The following is a 24,604-nucleotide window of genomic DNA, read 5'->3' on the forward strand; positions in this document are numbered from 1 at the left end:
TCAAATTTTACGGATTCTGAAAATTTGAGGCGACAACTAGTCTGACGCAGGGGGCCGCCACCAGATGAGAACCGCACAGCGAACAGAAATAGCGTAACTTTCCCGGAGAAGACTCGAAAGAGGAAAGTTTTTCCTCGCCTTTCAGCCAGCGAAAATGCTCACTCATTACACCGGCAGTTGTGGCGAACGAAGCCGCATGAGCTTTTTGGCAAGTCCTGCAATGACAGTGAACAACAGGCATATCAATGCTGTCGATTTCGTACTCAATTGCTTTGCATAAACAACTGCCTTTCATATTTAGTTTCCTCGCTACAGAGTAAGAAAAGAAGCTTATTCTATGCTTGTTGAGATAAATGTTTGTTAATAACAGTGGGTAGATGTTTGGGCGATTTAATCCGCAGCTGTTTATTGACATTGAACCTGCCGAACACAACTTCAATATCCTTGGTTGCCACGCCAAATTCCTTGGTCAGGAACCGGACCATATGATCGGTTGCCCTGCCCGCCACAGGCGCTGCCGTGACACTGATTTTAAGCTGCTTGCCTTTAACCTTGCCGATAGCATCCTGTTTGGCGCTGGGTTGGCCCAGAATATTAAGCACTAAGGTTTCCCCATCCCAGGCACAGAAATAATTAATCGCCAATCCTTTGTTTCTCACAAACTCATGCTGTTGATTGTTTTTATTGACCAAAAGCTATTCGCCCGAGCCCTGTTTAACTTCAGCGCCGGACATCATTGCAGGAAATCGCCCGATACGGCCAAGATGAGTAAAACCAAAACCGGCTGAATACTTAAGCCCGTAGCCGAGTGCACGGTCAAAACCGATATGGGCGCACCAGATAAGGCCGATACAAAGAATAGTCGGGGCCGGAAGCATAACGCCAGCCGCCAAGCAAACAACTGCCCCAATATAGGAGTGCGCTAAATTGTAGCTAATAGCGCCAACCTTGGGGCCTGCGAGATAACCGAGAAAAGAAATGTCCGGCGTAAGAAAGAACAGCGCGAACGTTCCCCAGCCAAGACCGAATTTTGAATAGGCGACGGAAGCCGCAACGAGTACACACAAGCCCTCAAGCCGAAGCACGGTGCGCACTGCGCCGGTAGTTTCACCAGACATACGATCTCCTTAATTTATTGTGTGATTGAGTGGGTAAGGTAGCCCCGGAGAATTTGGAAGAGTTTATATCACGTTCCCGTATTTCGTTTCATTTTAGGCAAGACGGGGGATCCCTGCTTGGAGAATTCTCATTCTGCCCAACCCTTAACTGTCTTAATCTCGTTATCCAGCCATTCTGAGAAACATTCCACCTCTGAAATTGCCATGAACAACTTTTCCTCGGAAACATGCAAATTAAACCACTTATACCAGAACTTTTTTTCTTCATCTGTCTCAACAAAAGGATCAATCTCCCCCTCATCAATAAAGAAGGGGTTGTTTTGCAATTTATCTAAATCAGAATCTCCGTAATATGTTTTTAAGTTAGTAATCGACGGGGGATGCTCAATTTTATTCCGCGAAAGAAAAATATCCTCAAGCTTAACAAGACATGCTGGACTAGCATCAAAATCAATATTTAGATGATATGAAAAAACCCATCTATATCCATGTAGGGCACCTTTTTTGAACGATTCGTTTCTTTCTCTCCAATAGTCTTTATATTTCTGATCTATTTTTGTTCTCTTTTTATCTTCGCCTACAATTCCGATTGCTTCTTTTTCCCATGACTGAAAATAAAGTTTTAATGCTGTAGACAGCATTGAAACGCAGGAATATCCAATCACACAAAGAGAATCATTTGCTTCAGCCAAGTCTGCATAAAACTCACCTTCATCGTCTTCATTGTATGACGGGACAAATGGCTCTTCCCCTGCATAAATTTTTTCGATCCGCTCAATGTATGGCGTGGATGTTGTCGTATAAAACTGGCGAATAAATTTGGTTCGTTCTTTCAAGAAAAATAGAACATCCATTGATGTTGCCTTATTTTAAAATATACCGCTATTACTTTAATAAACCGATGCGTTTAATTAAAACAAAAACTTTGAGAAGCCAGCCAATAGCCCGTAGGTAACTCGTGTAATGGGATTCCACTTCATATGAGCTACATCACTAGATTCTGCGCCTTATACCCATCGATTATCTCGAGTTTCCCGCATCAAATACACTGCAAGCAGGCTAATAGCCGCAGCCAATGACACATAGCCGCCAACCCAGTCTAATCCTCCTTCGCTTACCAACCGTTGCGCGATATAAGGGGCAAACGAAGCGCCCAATATGCCACCTAAGTTATAGGCCGTTCCCGCACCGGTATAACGTAACTCGGACGGAAACAGTTCCGGCAGCAAGGCTCCCATCGGCGCGAAGGTGGCTCCCATCAGGAACAGCTCCAATGACAGGAAAGCGGTAATCATTAACGGCGAGCCGCTTTCCAGCATCGGCTTTAACAAGAAACCGGACAGGAATGCCAAGCTTCCGGCAACCAGCAAAACGGGTCGCCGTCCGAAACGATCACCCGCCCATGCCGATAGCGGCGTGGCTGCGGCCATAAACAGTACAGCCACGCATAACATACCGAGAAATTGCTGCCTTGGAATTTGAAGCGTCGTGGTACCGTAGCTCAGCGAAAACACGGTTGAAATATAGAACAGCGCATAGCAGACGACCATCGCCATCGCTCCCAGCGCCAGCGGGGCGGCATGGGATTTAAGTATTTCCTTAAGCGGCAGACCGACCTGTTGGTGTTGCTGTAACACTTTGGCAAACACTGGGGTTTCCGCCAAGGCCAGACGCACATACAAACCGATCACGACCAGCACCGAACTGGCAAGAAACGGAAGTCGCCAACCCCAGTCTTTAAACTCTTGTTCGCTTAGAAAATGAGCCAGCAGTAGAAAACTGCCGGTCGCCAGCAGAAAACCCACCGGCGGCCCCAACTGGGGAAACATGCCGTACCAGCCGCGCTTTCCGGCCGGGGCGTTCTCGGTCGCCAATAGTGCTGCCCCACCCCACTCGCCGCCCAAGCCGATGCCCTGACCAAAACGCAACAGGCACAACAACGCCGGAGCCCATGCGCCAATAGCGTCATAACCCGGCAATAAGCCGATCAATGTGGTTGAAACGCCCATGACCAACAGCGATGCGACCAAGGTTGTCTTGCGCCCGATGCGGTCTCCGAAATGCCCGAACAGCGTCGCACCTAAAGGCCGGGTAAGAAACGCAACAGCAAAAGTAAGAAAGGAACTGAGCGCTTGGGTTGTCGGGTTGCTGCCGGGGAAAAATACCGGGCCGATAACCAAGGCCGCCGCCATACCGTAGATATAAAAGTCGTAAAACTCGATAGCGGTGCCGATGAAGCTGGCTAAGGCGATACGGGTAACGGAAGGGGCGGTGGTTTTGCTCATGAATGCCTTGAACGTCCGGTGCTGGGTGGAATCCTCAGCTTGTTATTTTAGAAACCGATTATAACGAATGTGCTGGCTCAAGTTCTGGATCGGGCTACCAACTTTGATGTAGGGCGTACCGTGCGCGCCAAAGAATAGCAAGATTATTCAAGTATCTGAAAAGGCGCGCGCGGCGCGCCCTGCATTGACATTAATCCAATTTAACCCAATCTTCCAACGCTTCGATAATGGCTTTCGCCTGATCTTTGCTGGAAATATTGAACTTCGATTTTTGCTTGTATTCACCGTTTTGCTTCTGGTAACGGCGAATGGTGTATTTATCGGGACCGTATTCTTCTTTAGCACGATTCCAGTCCTGATAACGGTACATCACCGTAGCCCATGCGCCTTTGGTCAGCACTTTTTTGTCCAGTTCCTTGACTGTCTCAATACCGCCATCTTCGTATGTTACGGTTAACTCATCTACTGTTTCAGCCATGTTATCTCCAGGTAATTGGGCAACAGCCGTTCAAGCGAACGGATGTTCCAGGATTATTGTTTCGTCTCTATCCGGGCCGGTTGACAGAATAGCAATCTTAACGCCGACCAGTTCTTCAATTCTCTTGATATAGGCTTTGGCGTTATCAGGCAGCGCATCAAAATCGGTTACGCCGGCAGTCGTTCCCGTCCAGCCCGGCATGTCTTCGATGATCGCGTGACATTCCTCATATTGATCAGCACCTAAAGGCGCAGTTTCGGTAATCACACCGTTAAGCCTGTAGGCGGTACAAATACCGACCTTTTCCAGGCCGTCAAGCACATCAAGTTTGGTTAAACAAATACCACTCAGGCTGTTCATTTTGGCGGATTTGCGCATGGAGACCGCATCAAACCAGCCGGTGCGGCGTTTACGGCCCGTGGTAGCACCAAACTCATGCCCTACCGTACCCAAATGATCGCCGTTCGCGTCATGCAATTCGGTTGGGAATGGGCCATTACCTACGCGTGTCGAATAGGCTTTAGTGATACCCAGCACATAGTCAAGATCAAGAGGTCCGATCCCGGTTCCGGTAGCGGCCCCGCCTGCGGTAGTACTGGATGACGTCACATAAGGAAAGGTGCCGTGATCAATATCGAGCAGAGCGCCTTGGGCGCCTTCGAACAACAGGTTTTTGCCTTGATCTTGGTATTTATATAAAACCTCGCTCACATCGGTCAACATCGGCTTGATTTGCTCGCCCAGCTTCAGCGCTTCTTCAAGACCTGTTTGATAATCGATTGGATCGGCATCATAATAATTGGTCAGCATGAAGTTGTGGTATTCGACCAGTTCTTTAAACCGTTCGGCGAAAAGCGCGGGATTTAAAAAATCTCCGGCGCGCAGGCCTCTTCTGGCTGCCTTGTCTTCATACGCAGGCCCTATGCCGCGACCTGTCGTGCCGATCGCCTTGCTGCCTCTAGCTAATTCACGCGCCTTGTCAATGGCTACATGAACCGGCAATATCAGTGTGCAAGCTTCGCTGATCAGCAAGCGGTTTCTCACCGGAATACCGGCTTTTTCCAACAATTCAATTTCTTCCAGCAGGGCGTCGGGCGATAAAACCACACCGTTGCCGATCATGCATTGCACATTTTCCCGAAGGATGCCGGAGGGAATAAGATGCAAAACCGTCTTTTTTCCCTGTATAACCAGCGTGTGCCCTGCGTTATGACCGCCCTGAAAACGGATCACAGCTTCCGCCTGCTCCGTTAACAAATCAACCAGTTTACCTTTTCCTTCGTCACCCCATTGGGTACCGATGACAACGACATTTTTTCCCATAATTATTCCAAGCTTGCTAATGGCCTAACGACCCAATTTTGATGATCTTGTTCTAAGACGGATGTGCACTTAAGTTCTTGCGCAGTCCCGGTTTGTCCCGGCAGTTGTTGAACAACTGCCAGTCCTTCGGCACGTAAATCCCTGATTTTTTCATGTAGCGTTGCATCGTCCCCATATGGAGCGAAAATCAAAGCTTGCTGTTCTTTTTGATAGGAGGCTTTGCCTAATACCGACAATACTTTCAAGTCCGCACTAAAGCCAGTCGCCGCGCGCGCGCGTCCGAAAATGGCGCCGATATTGTCATAGCGGCCACCTCTGGCAATCTCCCTGCCTACCGTCGGTACGAAAGCAGCAAAAACCACGCCGGTGTGATAATGATAACCACGCAATTCAGCCAAATCGAAACTGATCGGTAGAGATGGAAAACAGGCTGTCAATTTATCCGCAATAGCTTCCAAATCCGCTAAAGCTTCTTTGACTTCACCATTAGCCGACAATAAAACATCTCTGGCTCTAGCAATGGTTTCCTTGCCGCCATTCAATTGCGGCAGTTTCAGGAACATAGTCTTCAGTTCATCATCAATGCTGTAGCTGACCATCAATTCCTGAAGTTCCGGCCTGGCCTTACGCTGCAACACATCGAACAACTCAGCTTCCTGCACTTCATTTAATCCAGCTTGTTTTGACAGCGCCCGATAAATGCCGACGTGACCCAAGTCAAGATGCACATTTTGCAATCCGCTCATCGCCAACATTTCCAGCATCAGGCGAATGACTTCTACATCGCTTTCCTTACCGTCATGACCGTATAGCTCGGCGCCTATCTGCATAGGGCTTCTTGTTTTTTCGAGCGGATCGCCTTTGGTATGCAAAATGGTTCCGGTATAGCAAAGGCGCGTCGGCCATTCGGCATTGAGATTATGCGCATCTATTCTGGCAACCTGGGGGGTCATATCCGCCCTCACCCCAAGCATTTCGCCGCTAATCTGGTCGGTCAGTTTAAAAGTCTGCAATTCCAGGTCATGACCTGAACCGGTCAATAAAGAATCCAGATAATCTATGAACGGAGGAATGACTAATTCATATCCCCAACAGGCAAATGTGTCCAATATTTTACGGCGCAAGCTTTCAAGATGCTTAGCCTCTTCCGGCAAAATCTCTTCTATGCCGTCGGGCAAAAGCCAAGAGTCTTTTTGTTGCATGTTTTGTATGTCCACTCAAACAAAACGCCCCGCATGCGGAGCGTTGGTTACTGGTTCCCAAGCTAAAACTTGGGAATCTTATCTTTGGCTATTTCTGCTGTTTAAAATATCTAAAAAAGTCGGAATCAGGATCAAGCACCATCATGCTAGAACTTGAAAACGTCTTTTTATAGGCATTCAAGCTGCGATAGAAAGTGAAAAACTCGGTATCGGCGCCATAGGCTTTGGCGTAGATTTCAGCAGATTTTGCATCGCCTTCACCACGCAGCATTTCCGCATCCCTAAACGCGTTTGCCATCGTAACAACCCGTTGCCTGTCGGCATCGGCACGAATTCTTTCTGCGGCTTCCGCACCTTGCGAACGGAACTCACGGGCAACCCGCTCACGCTCCGCTTCCATTCTGCGGAACACGGAACTGCTGACTTCGTCAGGCAAATCGATGCGCATGACTTGGACATCAACAATTTCCATACCCAAGTCTGCTGCAAGAGGTTTGGCATTTTTGATCAGTACTTCACGAATAACCTGACGATCCGTTGACAGTAATTGCTTGATATTACGCTTGCCGAATTCGCCACGAAAAGCATCTTTAACAATTTGATCGAGACGTAAATTAGCCTGATCGGTATCACCGGCAACAACCGTATAAAAAGTAGTTACGTCACCGATGCGCCATTTAACGAAAGAATCGACAATGACGTTTTTCTTTTCGGCGGTTAAAAAACGCTCAGGCTTGGCGTCCATCGTTTGGATACGTTTATCAAACTTTTTTACATTGTTGATAAGCGGCCATTTAAAATGCAATCCAGGCTCATAATCGTTTTTTACGATCTCGCCTAAACGAAACTTAATGGCTTTTTCTGTTTCATTGACGGTAAATATACACATCATGCCAATAAACAATAATGCACCCAGAGTTACCAATATTTTATTCTGTGTCATTAGCGTCCCCTTACATCACGACCGCGAGTTGAAGTTCGCACAGCCGGAGGTTGTGGTGTTTCAACCGCTGTCTGAGCAGGCTGTTCCGCTGTGCTTTGAGGAACATTAGGTTGTTGAATCGAAGGCTGATGCTGGATCATTTTATCTAATGGCAAATAAAGCATGTTATTGCTGCCTTTCACATCAACCATCACGGTATTGGTTTCACCCAATACATTTTCCATGGCTTCGATATAAAGACGTTTTCTGGTTACATCCGGCGCTTTGGTATATTCCGCCAGCAATTTTGAAAAACGGCTGGACTCACCTTCCGCCTGAGCAATAACCTGTTCTTTATAGCCTTCGGCTTCCTGCATTTTTCTGGCTGCGGCGCCGCGTGCTTTCGGCACAACGTCATTGGAATAGGCTTCGGCTTCGTTAATCAAGCGTTGTTGATCTTCACGCGACTTAATAGCGTCTTCAAATGCGTTTTGTACCTGTTCAGGTGGCTGCGCATCCTGGAGATTGACACTGGTAATCTGGATACCTGATTTGTAGCTATCCATAACCTCTTGAATTTCCTTTTTAATCTGGGCTACAACTTCACTGCGACCCTCAGTCAAGACAAAGTCCATTTCGCTGCTGCCGACTACGCCGCGTTGCGCACTTTCAGTGACTTGTTTCAAGGTCGCGGCAGGATTAACTATATTAAAAACAAATTCCTTTGCATTTTTAACTTGATACTGTACCGCCAAACGAACATCGATAATGTTTTCATCTTTGGTCAGCATTAATGCTTCTTTCGGCACCGAGCCCAAACCCTGCTCATTGCCACCGCTACGGTAACCTACTTCGATATAACGCTGTTGTTTAACATCAACGATATCAACTCGCTCAATAGGTGACGGTAAATGCCAGTTTAAACCGGCCTGAGTTGTAGCAACATATTTACCGAACCGTGTTTCAACACCTTGCGTACCTTCATTGATAATATAAAAGCCGCTTAAGCCCCATAACACTAATGCACCTGCTGCGAGAAAACCAAGACTTTTCCATGGAGGAGTGCCGGAAGAGCTATTATCGCCTTCTTGTCCGCCGCCAAAAAAATTACTTAACTTTTCTTGTAATGAACGTATTGCTTCGTCTAGATCAGGTGGGCCTTTTTGATCACCACGACCGCTCCAGGGGTCTTTCTTATCGCCGCCAGGCTCATTCCAGGACATAACTTTGCTCCATATAGGTTACTTAAACTTTCACACATCCCGCAGGATGATTTTAACTTTCAGAAAGAGACATCATTCCTTAAGCGTACCGATTCATGTTTGATATTCTATCGTAAATATCCGTAAAAGGCGAAAGACACAAGGTCAACACCTAAATACCAGCGCCTTCGCCTTCTTTAAGAACTGCTTCGATTTCAACCGATTTCAATAAGCCCAAATACTTCGTATCAATTTCGATTTCTAACTCACAAGCACCAAAATCATCAGTTTTATCACTAATTATTCTGGCGCATCCAAATAGCTTCGCCCTTATATCGCCTTGATCAGGCTGCAAATAACACTTTCTTTTGACTTTAGTATTTGAAAATATTTCAGCCAATGCCTGATAAAGCAGATCAACACCGGCTCCGGTTTCGGCGGATAGCCATACCCGAACAGGATTACCAACATCATCCCGTTCAATCCGAGGCTGGATGTCTGTCAATAAATCTATTTTATTGAAAACCTCAAGTTGCCTGATTTCATTGGCCTTGATATCTTCAAGCACTTGGTTGACCTGATAAATAGTCTCAACCCTGTCCTCGCTACTGGCATCAATCACATGCAACAATAAATCCGCTTCACTGGCTTCCTGCAACGTAGATTTAAACGCCGCCACCAGTTCATGCGGTAAATGTCGTATAAAACCTACGGTATCGGCCAAGACAATTTCGCTGCTATTAGGCAGCTGACAGTTACGCAAGGTCGGATCCAGGGTAGCAAACAACTGATCCGCCACATAAATATCGGCACCTGTCAGTCTATTAAACAAGGTTGATTTGCCGGCATTGGTGTATCCAACCAGAGAAACCGATGGAACTTCGGCTTTTTTTCTTTTGCTGCGCCCTTGATGCCGTTGTTTATCGACTTTATCCAAACGCTGTTGAATCTGTTTAATGCGTAAACCCAATAATCGCCTGTCGGTTTCCAGCTGGGTTTCCCCCGGCCCACGAAGCCCGATACCGCCTTTTTGACGTTCCAAATGCGTCCAGCCTCGGACCAGCCGCGTCGACAAATGCTGCAATTGCGCTAATTCAACCTGTAATTTACCTTCAAAGGTTTGCGCACGCTGAGCAAAAATATCAAGAATCAACCCATTTCTATCGACTACCCGAACACCTAAGAAGCCTTCAAGGTTTCTTTCCTGGCTCGGTGACAGCGGGTGATTGAATAAAACGATGTCAGCTTCATAAGCTTCTATGATGCCTTTAAGCTCTTCAAGCTTACCTTTACCGACAAAATATTTTGGATCTGGCTTTTTGCGAGTGCCTGTTACTACGTAGACAGGATCGGTTCCGGCTGATTTAGCTAATTCTTTTAATTCTAAAAGATCTTCCTGCCTGGAACGAAGTGACAGATGAACAAGGACCGCTCGTTCACCTGATTCGGGACGATCAAACAATTAAATACCCCAAAGTGATTATAAAAAGAAATTTATTTTCCGCATACATACAACTGCCTTGCAGGTTTATCGCCCCATACATAAATTAATCATTCATCACTGGTGTCATTTTCATGCATCATCTTTACAGCTTTACTTGGCACAATGGTGGATATGGCATGTTTGTAAACCATCTGACTTGACGTATTTTTCAGCATAACCACGTACTGATCAAACGAATCCACCTTACCCTGCAACTTTATCCCGTTAACAAGGAAAATAGAAACAGGCGTGTGCTCTTTTCTAAGAGCATTTAAAAAATTATCCTGTAAATTTTGACCTTTTGACATCCGATTTCTCCTTATTATTTTAAAACTTTTGATTAAGATAACTGTAATTACAAATCAATACAAATCAATACTCCGGTTTCAGAATATTTTTAGCTAAATTTGTGCATGTTTTGAGTTTTTCGTATTTTTACTTTGCAAGCGAAAAATATAATGGGGTGCATTTTTACAAATTCAAGCAGGTTATCCTGAACACCGGGGAGTCGCTATTTTTGCGAAAGCTTTTATGGGCCTCCCAGCCCAACAAGCGGCAAAAATTACGCGACCGCTAATGCCTGCGGCTGCCCCAGCCGTCCTGGTCACTCGATCGCTACCCAACAAGGGGTAGCTCACATGCTCTCCAATGACTCGACGCGATTTCGGAAAGCCTGCATTTTCACTTCGCAAGCTGCGTGAAAACACATGCACTATCGCTTCTGGGGACTACTCGACTCCTGTCTCGCAGCGTCGGAGCGATCCTCCTCGCGGTGCTTTTATTCAGCGTTTCGATAATGCTCCCAACTTTTAAATCCGTTAGGCCACTAAAAATAACCCGCCTTAACTTCCCTCAACAACAGGAATTTTTCCAATCTTGGCTTGCCAGCTTTTTGGCGCGATTTGATGCACAGAAACACCCGCAGTATCAACAGCAACCGTAACCGGCATATCCTCAACAACAAACTCGTGAATAGCTTCCATTCCCAGATCTTCAAAAGCGACAATACGCGATTTACGGATGGCTTTTGACACCAGGTAAGCCGCACCACCAACCGCCATTAAATAAACGGCTTTATGCTTTTTAATAGCGGCAATCCCCTCCGGTCCGCGTTCGGATTTACCGATCATACCGAGCAAGCCTGTTTTGTCCAACATCACTTCAGTAAATTTATCCATGCGTGTTGCTGTAGTTGGGCCCGCCGGCCCTACCACTTCATCACGAACCGGATCGACCGGTCCTACGTAATAAATGAATTTGTTGGTAAAATCCACGCTTTCAGGCAATGCTTCACCCCGTTCAAAAAGCTCAGCCATGCGCTTATGCGCTGCATCCCTACCAGTCAGCATGGTGCCGCTAAGCAATAAAGTTTCTCCCTGCTTCCAACTCTCCAAATCCTGTTGAGTTACAGTATCCAGATTAACTCTGCGGGCAGTTGCACCGGCATTCCAAGTGATTTCAGGCCAATCTTCCAAACGCGGCGGTTTAAATTCGGCAGCGCCACTGCCGTCCAGAACAAAATGCACATGCCGGGTAGCGGCGCAGTTAGGAATGATCGCAATCGGCTTGTTGGCTGCATGGGTCGGATAATCATTGATCTTAATATCCAGCACCGTGGTCAGACCACCCAAGCCTTGTGCGCCGATACCCAGCGCATTGACTTTGTCATATAGTTCCAGACGCAATTCTTCAAGCGCATTGCGAGGACCGCGAGCGATTAACCCATGAATATCTATCGATCCCATACACGCCTGCTTTGCCAAAAGCATGGCTTTTTCAGCCGTACCGCCTATACCTATCCCGAGAATGCCGGGCGGACACCAGCCCGCTCCCATGGCAGGAACGGATTTCAGCACCCATTCAACGATACTATCAGAAGGATTGAGCATCGCAAACTTTGCTTTGGCTTCAGAACCTCCACCTTTGGCGGCTATTTCGATATCGAGCGTATCGCCGGGAACAATTTCCATATGTATCACTGCCGGAGTATTATCTTTTGTATTGAGTCGCTTACCGGCCGGGTCGGCCAATATCGAAGCACGCAGCACATTATCAGGGTATAGATAAGCGTGTCGAACACCCTCATTGATCATATCGACAACACTCATATCTGCATCCCATCGGATATTCATACCAACCTTTAAAAATACCGTAACAATGCCGGTATCCTGGCAAATCGGGCGCCGGCCTTCGGCGCACATCCTGGAGTTGATTAAAATTTGCGCCATCGCATCTTTTGCCGCCGGATTCTCTTCCTTTTGATAGGCTTCATGCATAGCCTTGATAAAGTCCAGCGGATGGTAATACGAAATATATTGCAGAGAATCGGCAATGCTTTGAATAAGATCGTCTTGACGAATAATGCTCATCGGAGTTCCCTGTTGTATAGTTGCAAATAATTCAGTGGGAGCATTATATAGCATGGACGCGGAGCTACCAGACATCACTCAATGACAATTAACACAATCAATTCAATGTTTACCCGCACAAAAAACTAAAAAAACGGGTTGTTATCCAAGGCAAAGCCCGCGGCATTCCTATGCCCTCCTCCGCCAAAACTTGATGCTATATGACCTACATCGTAATCACCGATTGAACGGAGCGAGAAAGTCCACTGCTGCTTCCTGCCGTCATATTGATAGGTCATGCCGAACGTGCCTGATTTTTCTGCCAACACATGACCAAGGTCGCTTGAAAATAATGATGGCGCATTAACGGCAAGCCCCACCTGACCCGCCACCGAAACACTATGCGCGGATTTAGCGAGCCTTTGCACCATCCCTGCAAATTGCTCAACCTGTATGCGACCTACTGCCAATAGTTCCATCAGATCAAGCGTGCCTATTTCAGCAAAAGTGATCGGCATTTTTTCATACAGCGCGGTTGTTATTTCGCGGGTACCGTCCATCTTGAAATGCCAAAGATCACGGTCTTCGATATGCAATAGGATTTTAGGCGGTTTCAGATCATGGAAAAAATACTGCCAGGTCAGAACGCACCCACTCCGAGACATATCGAAATTGATCGACAGGTTTTCAGGAATTGGCTGCACCTTAAAAAAGGTGTCACATTGTTCCATGGCGGTCATATGGTGATCAATCAGGACGACTCTGCTTGCTTTCGCTGCGGCATTGACCAAGAACTCCGGCGGATAGGAATAATCCAATATATAAAGTATTGCTCCCTGCTCAAAATCGGGAATATCGTCACCATAGCGAGCCGGAATATAACGGACTTGATTGCCTAACTTGCAAAATGCGCTCCATGCTGAACCTAGGCCATCCAAGCAATCGGCATGATAAACAACTAAAATTTCATTGGCTTCTAACATGCTTTTTAAAAAATCCACTGTGTATTGTATGGGCCGAGAGCTATTGCCCAGCCATTTGAAATTACATTTTACACGACCCGAGCCCTAATCATAAGCATACACTTTGATTTTCAGGGATCAATGTTCTGAGACCTCGCCATATTCATGGTAGCGGGACGAATTTATACTTAGTGAATTTTTTGATATTACGCGTCACGTTGCTGCTTGGTCAGTCCGCGAGGCGGAGTATTGAATTTTGCTTGCCTTGCAATGCATGTTTGATGCGAGGCACAGAGGGGAGTTAATTTAATTTTATGCGGATCAGCTTAACCGCGCTTACTTGCTTTACCATTATTACTCAATGGTGATAATGTCTCATTGCTGCTCAACGGCGTAATTTTTACAGACCCTAATCCCCGAATACCGAGCTCTTTTGCGGCAGCATAAGATAAATCCATATCCCTTTTTCCGTGAAAAGAACCTCGATCGTTAATACGAACAACAACGCTACGATGATTTTTCAAGTTGGTAACTTTGGCGTAAGACAAAAGAGGTAGTGTTTTGTGTGCGGCCGTCATTGCATACATATCGTATTTTTGGCCGCTGGCAGTTTTTTTGCCGTGAAACTCAGAGCCATACCAGGAAACCGTACTTTGATGATTGTCTGACGGCTGCTTGGCTTTATGTGCTGCTACCGATGAGTGCCTGGAAGCTTTATGAGCCGAACGATGTTCTGATGCTTCGGCTGTTTGTATTGGGTTAACAAAATAACTGCACATTAAAAAAACAGGAACTGCTAGCATGATTTTATTCATAGGATAGAGCCTTTTTTATTTAAATCTGGCTCGATTTTAACTTAACAAATCTTAAGACTAGCTTAAACGCACAAAATCAATGCCTTGCAAAAAAGCTCTTTAACCTGCAACTCACTGGAGATTCTTTCATTAAATAAATTCACAAGTATTGTATTATTCCAACTTTATTTGAGGTTTCAGGATTCAATTATGAACAACTATGAGCAGGAAAAAAAAGCCAGGCGCATTGCTTCGGTGGTTTATATTTTAATAATGGCGGTGATTATGGGCGGAACTTATCTATCGCAACAGCAAAAAGAAGCGGCTAATAAATCATCGCAAAACTCACCAAATTATTAGACGCTACCAATTTTCAAATACAAGGCCACACCTTTCGCAAAAACTGAATGGAGCTAAATTTTATTTAGCTCCATTCAGTCCAAACTGCACTTATTAGGTGCTTCCGCACCATTTCAACACACATTAATCCTTTAGCTACCTTGGAACGCCCCGCTCTATGGGCATTCCGCCTTCCGGTATGAATATTGCTTATTCCTAATGCATGAGCTAGACCTTAGACATTTTTTTCATTTCCTGATACTGGTAGGCAGATGTCTTCATCCTTGATTACCAAAAACTTTAGCCCTAACCTGAGAAAATTATTGCAGGATAGGGAACGCATGTTGAGTACCCTCATGAGCAATCTTAAAGGGATGGTGTATTGCTGCCTGCTGGATGAGAACTGGACCATGGTATTTGTCAGCGATGGCTGTAAGGAAATTACCGGCTATGATGGCGAAGACCTGCTTTTTAATCACCGGATCAGTTATGAGGCGCTGACACTTGAGGATGATCGAGTTTGGGTGCGCGATAAAATTGAAAGTGCAGTTAGTATCGGCGAACAATTCGATGTGGAATACCGCATTACGCATGCCGACGGCGATATCCGCTGGGTGCAGGAAATCGGAGGCCCGCTCTTCAACGAAATTGGAGAGCTCGAAGCGTTAGAAGGGTTTATTCAGGACATCACCCGACGAAAACAAAGTGAACAACAGGCCCGCGAAGCAGAAGAGCGCTACCGCTCCATTTTTGAAAATGCCATGGAAGGTATATACCAGACCAGTCCCTCCGGGCAATATCTCAATTTTAATCCTGCGTTGGCGCGGATCTATGGCTACGACTCGGCAAACGACCTGATACATGGCATCCGCGATATTCAGAAACAGCTTTATGTCGACCCCGGCAAGCGTGCCGAATTTATCGCATTGATGGAAAAGCATGGTCATGTACATAACTTCGAGGCACAGGCTTATCGCAAAAATGGCGACATCATATGGATTACCGAAAATGCACGGGAAATCCGCAATGCTTCCGGAGATCTGCTGTTCTATGAAGGCTCAGTGGAAGATATCTCCGAGCGCAAGGACTACGAGCGCCAGATCGAATATCAAGCAACGCACGACACCTTAACCGGACTTCTGAATCGCACCTTGCTGACAGACAGATTGCAACAGTGCATGAGCTTTGCTCACCGCAACGACAGTAAGTTAGCAGTGGCTTTTGTCGATCTTGACCAATTCAAGTTAATCAACGACAGCATGGGCCACCATGTTGGGGATGAACTGCTGATAACTATGGCAGAACGTTTATCAGACTGCGTGCGCGAATCCGACACTGTAGTACGACTGGGCGGGGATGAATTCGTACTGTTATTAACCAGCCTGCATAAGATCGAAGACATCGCGCAAAGTATGCAACGCATCCTTGCCGCAGTAACAACCCCCTGGCTGATTGAGGGGCGCGATTTTGTCGTTTCCTGTAGTATCGGCATCGCCATATATCCTGATGACGGAGCTGATCCCAACACATTACTGAAGAATGCCGATTCTGCAATGTACAAAGCCAAGCAATCGGGCCGCAATAATTTCCAGTTTTATACCAATGAACTGAACAAAGTATTGACTGAACGGATGGATATTGAATATCGCTTGCGTCACGCGATAGAAAATGAAGAGTTTCTGCTTTACTACCAACCCAAGATGGATTTTGCAACCGGCAAAATGTGTGGTGTTGAAGCATTAATCCGTTGGCAGCCGCCGGGCGAAGCCATGATACCACCGTTAAATTTCATTCCGATAGCCGAGGAGACCGGGCAAATCGAAGAAATTGGCCGCTGGGTGCTGATAAACGCCTGCCGCAAGGCTTGCGAGCTGAAAAAGCTAGTGGGACAGCCCATCCCTGTTGCAGTCAACGTATCGCCGCGACAGTTCCGGCAACTCGATCTGGTCAATATGGTGGAATCGGCACTCGAAAGCACAAGACTCGACCCCCAATGCCTGGAACTGGAAATTACCGAAAGCAGTCTGGCCCAAGATCCTGTCAATTTCATCAAGATTCTGCATGACCTCAAAACATTGGGCGTTAAGCTGGCGATTGACGATTTCGGCACCGGTTATTCCAGCATGGCTTATCTGAAGGATTTTCCGGTTGACCGGCTTAAGATCGACAAAACTTTTGTCCTCGACCTGGAAACCGAATCAGCCAATATTGCTATCCTCAAGGCCATCGTCGCCCTTGGACACAGCTTGGGCCTGAAGGTAGTAGCCGAAGGCGTGGAAACGGCCTATCAGCAAGCCTTTTTGCATGGGATCGGCTGTGATGAATTACAGGGCTACTACTTCAGCAAGCCCTTACCGGCCGATGCGTTGCTAAAATTGCTGACTAACAGTCTAAGTCAACCTCAGCTTTCAGCCAAAGCTAATGACAGGATTAATTTTTACAAATCATATCCATCAGAGTCATAGGATGCGATTTCCGACGTAAACTGCATCCTGTAAAGCTCTCATCAACCAAGACATTGAATCGCTTCTATCCCGGCAAAATCGTATTAGACTTTTAGCACCAATTTACTCAGTGCAGGAAGAACAATAAACGTACAAATCATGATCCAGAATATACCTATGGTAATAATCAAACCCATGCTGGCGATGCCTTCATGCGGAGAGAATGCCAATCCGGCGAAACTGGAAGCGGTGGTCAATGCGCCGTAAAACATCGCTCTGGCGGTGCTGGATTGATAGATATTCTGCTCTTCGGAAAGCGAATGGTGCAGTTTTTCAACCATATGGATACCATTATCAACACCCAACCCCAGCAACAGCGGCAGGGCGATGATGTTGGCGAAATTAATCGGCGTATTGGTTATAACCGTGCTCGCCATGGTAAACAGTCCGGCTAATATCAGCGGCGTCATAACCAAAACCGTATCGATAACACTGCGCCTGATAACAAACAAAAGCAGTGCAATAGTAACCAGCGCGATCACAATAGCTTGCTGAAAGGCATCAATAACTTCTTTCATCGATTCCCAATACATGATCGGCAAATCGGTTGTTTCAGGTGCAATGGATTGTACTGCGGTAATAAACTCTTCCAAACTGGTTAAATCGTTCAGATCTTTTTTAGGAAAGATCTGGATACGATACATCCCATCCTTGCTTAGCCATTTGTCTTTGATATCGGCAGGCAAATCGGCCAAGGTGACTTTGCTGGCATTGAAGCCGGTGGATAACTCGTTCATAAGGATCGGCAACGTGCCAAGCAGCGTAGTCTGGACTTTTTCGATGAACAGGCTCCGACTCGGTTGTTGCCGCGTATCGAGCTCAATCAAAATATCCTCCAATTCCTTTCTAAAATTGGTTAATGCGGTACGTTCATGAACATCGGTTTTTTGCGGCAACAAAGTATCGATAGCTTTTATCAGTCGATTAATGCCGGGAACCGGGTCAGGATCTACTTTTAGCGCGGGAAAACTCTGCATCTGCCCGCCAAGCATCAAGCTCATCTCCTCAATCAAGGCCAGTTTGTCGTCCTGCTCGGTGGGCTGAAAATCAAAAAGACTGACCGTTTTATCAACCGAAGCTAATGCCGAAAGCTTTTGCTCCAAGGCCTTGGCGCTGTTTTCATCCTTGGCCAGAACAGTCAAGGTCAGCGGCGTGGTTTCCTTATCTTTCATCAAGTTCTTAAACGCGAGAACAGATTCAGTATTGGGGTCGCGAAGATTGATCGGATTGAAATCGGTCTTCACGTTAAAAGTCAGCGCGACGGAAATGACTGCGAGCATAAAGGTGGCTATCGCAATCGGCTTGGCATAATGGAGTGGATAAGACGCCAGCTTTTCAGAGAGACTAACAAATCCGCTCCGGCTTTCTTTTGCCGCCGGAAACTTTGACGGAGCCGGCATAACCCTTAACAGCGCCGGCAAGGCGACCAGAGTAATCAACAGACAGATAAACAAGCTGGTGCCTGCCAGCAGACCCAGCTCGGACACACCTTTGTAATCGGTCGGGATAAACGCATAAAGCCCGATGGATGTGGTGCCCGCACACAATAACAGCGAGGGGGCGGTACCCGTTAAAGTACTGCGTAGCGCCAACACTTTATGAACATGATGACTCAGATTATCCCGGTAGCGTAAACAAAAATGGATCGCATATTCTACGCCCAAGCCGATATTGGATACCGCAAAAGCTACTGAAATCAGGTTTAATTGTTTTACCGAAAAGGCCGCGAACGCTCCGCAAAAAAGCATGCCCAAGGCCAGAGTAGCCAACGTGGCTATCGTCAGCAAAACGGAGCGGTAGGCAACCAATAAAATAAACAACACCAGCACAATGGAAAAAATACTGGCGGTAAACGTACCTGTACTCATACCTGACAATTCATCATCTTCAAGACCGACTTCGCCGGTGACCCAAACTTTAACCGCAGGCAAGTTGGGGTCTTGAATTTGGGCAACGGCTTTACGAATAGACTCGATCGCCGTTTCGGCAGGACGGATTTGCGAAAAATTGAACTTCGGCGAAACAATAATAAAGCCGTTGCCTGAATGCGTTTTCTTTTCGCTAATCAACGACTCCCAGGACAATAAAGCATTTTCGCCATTGAGCGTTTTATGCAAGGCCGACGTTACCTTATCAATCAGGGAAGTTAAATCAATCGGCACAACCTGAGTCTTGTCGGTAGACGTCAGCGCATCTTCAAAAATTGAAAGAAAGCCGGTCAGATTGGGTTCCTGAGAAATTCTGCCGATAAAAGGCTGAGCCAGCGACAGATTATTGGACAAGGCTTGCAGCTCGTCTGTATCGAGATAAAGCAGGCCGTTCTGACGAAAAAACTCGTTGTCGTTGGGAATATAGGCCGAATTAAAATGCTCTTTGTCGGCGGTTATCAAACGCAGTAATCTTTTCGTAGCCGATTGGGTCAGCTCGGGCGTATTCGACTCAACCACCAGTAACAACGTATGCAAATCTTGCGAAAAGGCTTTTTCAAAATTACGCCGGTTTTTCTGAAAAGGCGCATCGGGAGCCACCAGTTCGGCGGTATCGGTATTAATGCTCAAATTGTCTGCTGTGTATTGCAAACCCAAAACGCCGAATAGAAGGATAATTGACAACACCACAAACGGCCTGCTTAAAATGAAGTTTCCCCAACGTGAAAAAATAATATGACTACGGGTTTTTAACGACATAAGTTAGGATTCGGCATTAATTGATGGTAAGAGTGGTTAACGTGTTCAGCGCATCACTTCGGGATTCGGTAAGTTCGTTGCCTTGCAGTTCGATGAACAAGGCGGGGATTTGTGCCGTATTCGCCGCTGCCATGCCGTCTTTTGGGCCCAGACACAGCAATGCAGTAGACCAGGCATCGGCAACCGCCGGATCAGCGAGCAGAACAGTCACGGAAACCAGGTTATGGTCAACCGGTTTGCCGGTGCGGGCGTCGAGGATATGACTATAACGCTTGCCATGATCGTCGAAATAATGCCGGTAAGTACCGGAAGTCATTACTGCAATCGGTGCATCCTTGGGCATGGTAACAATTTTATGCATAGTCCGCTCTTCGGGCAGCGGTCTTTCCACAGCAATACGCCAAGGTTGAAGCCCCGGTTTATAGCCGTTGGTTTTCAGCTCGCCGCCAATCTCGACCAGATAATTGCTTATGCCTTTTTGCGCCAGAACCTTGCTGATTCTTTCGACGCTGTAACCTTGAGCAATAGACGATAAATCGACTTTCAGGTCGGTTTGTTTTTTGCGTAGATGCGTGTCATCGACGACTTCAAGTTTTTCCATGCCGATTTGCTTCAGCGTTTTCTGAATGGTTAATTCATCAGGCATCGTCAGCGCATCGCCGCGAAAGCCCCATAAATCGAACAACGGTTTGATGGTTAAATCGTAACAACCGTGGCTGGCTTGGTTTACGACCTGTGCAATTTTAACCAAGGATACAATTTCGCCGCCGACTTCCTGGCTGTCAGTGTTCTCGACGCTATTGAAAGATTCTATGGTCGAGTCGGGACGGTAATTGGACAGCAGTTTATCGATGACCGCGAATTCGTTTTCGATTCCGGCTTTGATGTCTTTGGCATCGAACGGCGATTCCGACCAGTAACTGATATGGTAGGTCGTACCCTGAGCCGGGCCTTCAAGCTTTTGAATGGTCGGTTCCGAACAGCCTGTCAGCATGACTAAAAACATGCAGAAAGTGTAGAGATTTCCTAGCGTAAAACCGGATATGTTTTTTGTAGTTCTTGGGTTAACCATCATATCTGCCGTTTCTTTATCATCACAGGTTATCAATAATAAACTTCATAAAAAAACGCGGTGCATCGTAGGTTTTCAAACGATGACTTACCGCGCTATAACTGCGCTTGTTAAATACCCTATTTTAAAGCGCTGCTTATTATAATCCGAAAGATGCTAAAGCTTTTTAAAAAATGAGAGCTATCCCTAGCCGAAGATAGAGGAGCGGCTTTTCGTCCTCATAAAATTAAACAATGATAGTTAATTGAACCTGAAAGCAGGCTGCACGATAAAACCGGTAAAACCGGATCAACATTATTCCCAACGACTGTCCCTGACTTGCACTTTTCCATTTTCGATTCTAACCGGAAAACAATCGATATTTTCATACGCGGGCGGGGATTTTACTTGGCCGGTTTTTACACAAAAACGCGCACCATGACGAGGACAGATAATCTCGTCGCCCTCCAGCCTGCCGCTGGCGATTTCGGCTCCGTCGTGAGTACAGACATCTTCAAGCGCATAAAATTGACCGTCAATTTTAAATAGCGCGACATCGGTACCATCAACATCCAAAACTATGTGTTCGCCATTTGCCAAGACATTTTCATCTATTGCATCTATCCAGTCCGACATAATTTTTCCATTATTGTTGTGTTTTAAACAGGTGTAGGGCGATTAAATTCACCCCTACATGAATTTTGCCTTGCACCTTTCCTTAACCTTTCAAATAAACATCATAACGCAACAACTTACCTTGAAAACTTTGACTAGGTTTGCCGCCCAATGGATCGGCGTAATCAGGGCTTTTCACTACCACTCGCTTTCCGGCAGTATTTAACGCTGCTTCAAAAAGCTGCTCCTTATCCTGATCGTCGCCCAGCAGATCGCGCAATACCATCATTGATTTTTTGGCTAGCGCAGATTTTTTGCGTTTGGGCGGAAACATGGGATCAATATAAATACAATCCGGCGGGATTTCCAGATTAGCAAACAGATCGATGGCATTGCCTTGTAGCAATCGAGGGGACTCAAGATTAAGTCGCAGCATCCAGTCTTGTTGCGCCAATCGGTTGAAACCGTCTGTCAGCAATTCCGCCATAACGGGAGAGCGCTCGATACACAGCAGCTCATAACCCATACGAAAAATATGCAGGCTATCTTGGCCCCAGCCGGTAGTGGCATCGACAACGGTTCTGGTCTTGCGTCCGAGTGCCTGGGCCAAAGCGCCGTCTTTGGGTGCGGGCCATGAGCGCTGTTCGCCGTTGCGCGGTTCGATATCGACGGCCAAACCGCCTTTTTTAAGCAGCTCTTTATCGAGCAGTTTTAAACAGCCGTCACGCCAAGTTAAAAAGAAGTCTTCCAGGCTGTCACTATTAAGCGCCTGATGTAGCGGAACACCTAACCTTTCTGCAAGCAGTTGGAACAACTGCACATCGCCCTGATCCTGGTAAAGGACAGCCAGTTTTCCGGCGTATTTTTGCGAGTGAGTTGTCGTAGTCATGGCTTAATTAACCACGAAAAACACGAAGAAAAACTTCGTGCTCTTCGTGATGGAGAATTACTCAGTAGAAATGGATTTTTGTTCGTTTTTCAACGCGGCATCCAATGTGTGCCAAGCTAATGTCGCACATTTAACCCGCGCCGGATATTCACGCACACCGGCTAACACCGCCAGTTTGCCAACCGCTTCAAGGTTAATCTGCTCATTTTTGCCGGTAGTCATTTCATGGAACTTCTTAAATAAGTCTTCGGCTTCCTGTTCGGTTTTGCCTTTGACTATCTCGGTCATTAACGAAACGGACGCCGTTGAAATGGCGCAACCCGAGCCCTGAAAGCTGGCATCGGTAATCGTATCGCCGTCCATTTTCAAATAGAGGGTCAGGCGGTCGCCGCACAGCGGATTAAAACCTTCCACTTGCCGGTCGGCATTTTCCATGACGCGGAAATTGCGCGGGTTACGGTTGTGGTCGAAGATCACCTCTTGATAGAGGTCACGTAAATCATCAAACATAAGGAATTCTCTATTAAACGCTAAACGGTGCTTCCGGCTTTTCCACCATAGCCTCGTAAGTCTCAAATAAATAAGCTAATTGATCGTGGAATCCCCAGCCTATACCACGCGTATCATCAACAATAGCAATCAATCGATCATAAAACTCGCCAAATAAATGTTCTTTAACAACATATTTCAAGGCAGTTTCATACATACTTTCCATGCTGTTATAAAAAGGCTCATCAATATCGCCAAATTCATTGGTGCAACTGACTCCTGCTTCCACATAAGCAAGCATAATATCAACAATACTCTGTGCTGAACTGGATATTTTTTTAAAATCTGTCACTGCTTTTCGCGCAACTGAAAGGCGCATTTTAGGAAAACGATTACCACGCATCAAAAACTCGCTTCTTACAATTTCCTTGTACTTCTCTAAAATCGTCGAATCGTCCCCCAAAAGTGTGGATTGATAATATTCCTTAATATTTGGAAAATTTTTGTAAAGCAGTGCAATTTCCTCAATAAGTTCGGCATTGGTTTTAACGGACAAGCGTTTTTTTAACTCTGTTAAAGATAGTTTAGTCGTCATAACATTACACTGAATATTAGCCAAATACCTCAATCAAGGACTCTATGCCTTTCATTAAAATATCAATTTCTTCTTTGGTGTTATACATTGCAAACGATGCTCTTGCGGTCGCAGGAACTTCAAAAAAATCCATCACCGGCATCGCGCAATGGTGCCCTGCCCTGATCGCAATACCTAAACTGTCCAGCATGGTGCCGATATCGTGCGGATGGATTTTATCCAGTACAAAAGCCAATATCGCACCTTTTTGCTCAGCCTCGCCAATAATTCTAAGCCCTTTAATTTGTTTGGCTTTTGCAGTGGCGTAATCAAGCAACTCGGCTTCATAAGCGGCAATATTATCCATGCCGATATCGTTTAGATAATCAATGGCTGCACCCAAACCGACGACATCGGCAATGCTCGGTGTGCCTGCTTCAAACTTGTAAGGCAGCACATTATATTCGGTTTCTTCAAAGGTAACTTTGCGGATCATATCACCGCCGCCTTGATACGGCGGCATGGCTTCCAGTAAAGCCTGCTTGCCGTAAAGCACGCCTATGCCTGAAGGCGCATAAAGTTTATGGCCTGAAAAAACGTAAAAATCGCAATCCAAATCCTGCACATCGACCGTCATATGCGGAATAGCCTGTGCGCCATCCAGTAATACCGGAATGTTTTTGGCATGAGCAGCTGCGATAATTTTTTTAACCGGGTTAATTGTGCCTAAGGCATTGGACATATGCACGACAGAAACCAGTCTGGTTTTGTCGCTGATCAGCTGTTCAAACTCGCTGTAAATTAATTCGCCTTGCAGATTGATCGGTGCAACTTTTAAAACTGCCCCGGTCTGCTTGCAGAGCATTTGCCAAGGCACGATATTGGAATGATGCTCCATCGCGGTAATTAAAATCTCATCGCCGGCTTTGATATGGGTTTTACCGTAAGTCTGCGCAACCAGATTGATGGCTTCTGTAGCGCCTCTTACAAAAATAATCTCTTTTTCACTAGCCGCATGAATGAAATCTTTAACCTTGGTACGCGCACCTTCAAACTTATCGGTAGAGCGTACGCTCAATGTATGCACGCCGCGATGCACGTTGGCATAATCATGGCTATACAAATGCACAATGCTGTCGATAACCGCCTGCGGTTTTTGGCAAGTGGCAGCATTATCCAGATAAACCAATGGCTTGTTACGTATAAGTTCCGCCAATATGGGAAAATCGGCGCGGATTTTTTCTACAGGAAAGTTTGTCATATTTGTTCCAATAACATTGATTCTTTAATTACAACCTATTATATTCGAATCATTCTTCTTATCTGACGCTCATTAAGA

At 46.1% G+C, this 24,604-nt stretch carries 24 protein-coding genes; 2 read left to right on the top strand and 22 right to left on the bottom strand.

Features of this window, described 5'->3' with window-relative positions; genetic code table 11:
- Window positions 1-7: 7 nt before the first annotated feature.
- The 15 genes from V7051_RS12610 to V7051_RS12680 all read right to left on the bottom strand — a co-directional run bounded on the left by V7051_RS12610 (window position 8) and on the right by V7051_RS12680 (window position 14,138).
- Window positions 8-295 carry a GFA family protein gene (locus tag V7051_RS12610; RefSeq protein WP_333876044.1) on the bottom strand — a complete coding sequence of 96 codons (288 nt, stop codon included), beginning with the start codon at window positions 293-295 and terminating at the stop codon, window positions 8-10.
- A 40-nt stretch (window positions 296-335) separates the two neighbouring features.
- The gene (locus V7051_RS12615) at window positions 336-659 is read right to left on the bottom strand and encodes a DUF167 domain-containing protein (protein WP_333876042.1); all 324 of its coding nucleotides are present in this window, start codon (window positions 657-659) and stop codon (window positions 336-338) included.
- Window positions 660-695: 36 nt separating this feature from the next.
- Window positions 696-1,118 carry a DUF4260 domain-containing protein gene (locus V7051_RS12620; protein WP_333876040.1) on the bottom strand — a complete coding sequence of 141 codons (423 nt, stop codon included), beginning with the start codon at window positions 1,116-1,118 and terminating at the stop codon, window positions 696-698.
- A 128-nt stretch (window positions 1,119-1,246) separates the two neighbouring features.
- Window positions 1,247-1,972 (bottom strand): hypothetical protein, encoded by a 726-nt coding sequence (locus V7051_RS12625; protein WP_333876038.1) that lies wholly within the window; start codon window positions 1,970-1,972, stop codon window positions 1,247-1,249.
- Window positions 1,973-2,125: 153 nt separating this feature from the next.
- Entirely contained in the window at window positions 2,126-3,403 is a 1,278-nt protein-coding gene (locus V7051_RS12630; protein ID WP_333876036.1) for an MFS transporter, read from the bottom strand.
- Window positions 3,404-3,593: 190 nt separating this feature from the next.
- Window positions 3,594-3,881, bottom strand: a complete 288-nt coding sequence (locus V7051_RS12635) for a hypothetical protein (protein WP_333876035.1) — start codon at window positions 3,879-3,881, stop codon at window positions 3,594-3,596.
- A gap of 30 nt (window positions 3,882-3,911) precedes the next feature.
- On the bottom strand, window positions 3,912-5,204 hold the full coding sequence (locus tag V7051_RS12640; RefSeq protein ID WP_333876033.1) for an adenylosuccinate synthase: 1,293 nt from the start codon (window positions 5,202-5,204) through the stop codon (window positions 3,912-3,914).
- Window positions 5,205-5,206: 2 nt separating this feature from the next.
- The gene (locus tag V7051_RS12645) at window positions 5,207-6,406 is read right to left on the bottom strand and encodes an ATP phosphoribosyltransferase regulatory subunit (RefSeq protein ID WP_333876031.1); all 1,200 of its coding nucleotides are present in this window, start codon (window positions 6,404-6,406) and stop codon (window positions 5,207-5,209) included.
- 88 nt (window positions 6,407-6,494) lie between these two features.
- The gene (hflC, locus tag V7051_RS12650; RefSeq protein ID WP_333876028.1) at window positions 6,495-7,349 is read right to left on the bottom strand and encodes a protease modulator HflC; all 855 of its coding nucleotides are present in this window, start codon (window positions 7,347-7,349) and stop codon (window positions 6,495-6,497) included.
- Entirely contained in the window at window positions 7,349-8,551 is a 1,203-nt protein-coding gene (gene hflK / locus V7051_RS12655) for an FtsH protease activity modulator HflK (RefSeq protein ID WP_333876026.1), read from the bottom strand. The genes hflC and hflK overlap by 1 nt, the downstream gene beginning before the upstream one ends.
- Window positions 8,552-8,702: 151 nt before the next feature.
- Window positions 8,703-9,992 (bottom strand): ribosome rescue GTPase HflX, encoded by a 1,290-nt coding sequence (hflX, locus tag V7051_RS12660; RefSeq protein ID WP_333876024.1) that lies wholly within the window; start codon window positions 9,990-9,992, stop codon window positions 8,703-8,705.
- A gap of 89 nt (window positions 9,993-10,081) precedes the next feature.
- Entirely contained in the window at window positions 10,082-10,321 is a 240-nt protein-coding gene (gene hfq, locus V7051_RS12665; protein ID WP_333876022.1) for an RNA chaperone Hfq, read from the bottom strand.
- Between the two features lie 534 nt (window positions 10,322-10,855).
- A complete protein-coding gene (locus V7051_RS12670) occupies window positions 10,856-12,382 on the bottom strand; it encodes a fumarate hydratase (protein WP_333876020.1) in 1,527 nt (508 codons plus the stop codon).
- A gap of 125 nt (window positions 12,383-12,507) precedes the next feature.
- The gene (locus V7051_RS12675) at window positions 12,508-13,344 is read right to left on the bottom strand and encodes a DHHA1 domain-containing protein (protein ID WP_333876018.1); all 837 of its coding nucleotides are present in this window, start codon (window positions 13,342-13,344) and stop codon (window positions 12,508-12,510) included.
- Window positions 13,345-13,649: 305 nt separating this feature from the next.
- The gene (locus V7051_RS12680) at window positions 13,650-14,138 is read right to left on the bottom strand and encodes a septal ring lytic transglycosylase RlpA family protein (RefSeq protein WP_333876016.1); all 489 of its coding nucleotides are present in this window, start codon (window positions 14,136-14,138) and stop codon (window positions 13,650-13,652) included.
- A gap of 189 nt (window positions 14,139-14,327) precedes the next feature.
- Between V7051_RS12680 and V7051_RS12685 the strand changes: the two genes are divergently transcribed.
- Both V7051_RS12685 and V7051_RS12690 read left to right on the top strand, forming a co-directional pair.
- Window positions 14,328-14,477, top strand: coding sequence for a hypothetical protein (locus V7051_RS12685; RefSeq protein WP_333876014.1), 150 nt, complete (start codon window positions 14,328-14,330; stop codon window positions 14,475-14,477).
- A gap of 251 nt (window positions 14,478-14,728) precedes the next feature.
- Window positions 14,729-16,921, top strand: coding sequence for a putative bifunctional diguanylate cyclase/phosphodiesterase (locus tag V7051_RS12690; protein ID WP_333876012.1), 2,193 nt, complete (start codon window positions 14,729-14,731; stop codon window positions 16,919-16,921).
- 83 nt (window positions 16,922-17,004) lie between these two features.
- Here the strand turns inward: V7051_RS12690 and V7051_RS12695 are convergent, their stop codons facing one another.
- The 7 genes from V7051_RS12695 to V7051_RS12725 all read right to left on the bottom strand — a co-directional run bounded on the left by V7051_RS12695 (window position 17,005) and on the right by V7051_RS12725 (window position 24,526).
- The gene (locus V7051_RS12695; RefSeq protein WP_333876009.1) at window positions 17,005-19,647 is read right to left on the bottom strand and encodes an MMPL family transporter; all 2,643 of its coding nucleotides are present in this window, start codon (window positions 19,645-19,647) and stop codon (window positions 17,005-17,007) included.
- Between the two features lie 16 nt (window positions 19,648-19,663).
- Window positions 19,664-20,722 carry an FAD:protein FMN transferase gene (locus V7051_RS12700; RefSeq protein WP_333876007.1) on the bottom strand — a complete coding sequence of 353 codons (1,059 nt, stop codon included), beginning with the start codon at window positions 20,720-20,722 and terminating at the stop codon, window positions 19,664-19,666.
- Window positions 20,723-21,013: 291 nt separating this feature from the next.
- The gene (locus V7051_RS12705) at window positions 21,014-21,334 is read right to left on the bottom strand and encodes a non-heme iron oxygenase ferredoxin subunit (protein WP_333876005.1); all 321 of its coding nucleotides are present in this window, start codon (window positions 21,332-21,334) and stop codon (window positions 21,014-21,016) included.
- An 82-nt stretch (window positions 21,335-21,416) separates the two neighbouring features.
- Entirely contained in the window at window positions 21,417-22,202 is a 786-nt protein-coding gene (locus tag V7051_RS12710; protein ID WP_333876003.1) for a class I SAM-dependent methyltransferase, read from the bottom strand.
- Between the two features lie 57 nt (window positions 22,203-22,259).
- Window positions 22,260-22,712 (bottom strand): Fe-S cluster assembly sulfur transfer protein SufU, encoded by a 453-nt coding sequence (sufU, locus tag V7051_RS12715; protein WP_333876001.1) that lies wholly within the window; start codon window positions 22,710-22,712, stop codon window positions 22,260-22,262.
- Between the two features lie 13 nt (window positions 22,713-22,725).
- Entirely contained in the window at window positions 22,726-23,286 is a 561-nt protein-coding gene (locus V7051_RS12720; protein ID WP_333876000.1) for a DUF6155 family protein, read from the bottom strand.
- Window positions 23,287-23,302: 16 nt separating this feature from the next.
- Window positions 23,303-24,526, bottom strand: a complete 1,224-nt coding sequence (locus V7051_RS12725) for a cysteine desulfurase (RefSeq protein WP_333875998.1) — start codon at window positions 24,524-24,526, stop codon at window positions 23,303-23,305.
- Between the last annotated feature and the right edge of the window lie 78 nt (window positions 24,527-24,604).

This window comes from Methylobacter sp. (assembly GCF_036845245.1).
In the GTDB taxonomy this organism is placed as follows: domain Bacteria; phylum Pseudomonadota; class Gammaproteobacteria; order Methylococcales; family Methylomonadaceae; genus Methylobacter_A.